Genomic DNA, 318 nt, shown 5'->3' on the forward strand with positions numbered 1-318 from the left:
AAAGGCTACGTCTACGTCCACCCGTATGACGACCCGGACACCATTGCCGGGCAAGGCACCGTGGCGATGGAGATCCTGCGTCAGCATCCGGGCCCTCTGGACGCGATTTTTGTCCCGGTGGGCGGTGGCGGCTTGATCGCCGGCATCGCCGCGTACGTGAAATACCTGCGCCCGGAGATCAAGGTGATCGGCGTCGAGCCGGACGACTCCAACTGCCTGCAAGCGGCCATGGCCGCAGGCGAGCGCGTGGTGCTGAGTCAGGTCGGGCTATTTGCCGACGGCGTGGCGGTGGCGCAGATCGGCAAGCACACCTTTGAT

Annotated in this window: 1 protein-coding gene; it reads left to right on the plus strand. The window is 65.1% G+C overall.

Features of this window, described 5'->3' with window-relative positions:
- Positions 1-318: pyridoxal-phosphate dependent enzyme (locus K0F75_RS25440; RefSeq protein ID WP_219064708.1), on the plus strand; the 318-nt coding region annotated here is incomplete at both ends.

The organism is Pseudomonas sp. UMAB-08 (assembly GCF_900095225.1).
Taxonomy (GTDB): Bacteria; Pseudomonadota; Gammaproteobacteria; order Pseudomonadales; family Pseudomonadaceae; genus Aquipseudomonas.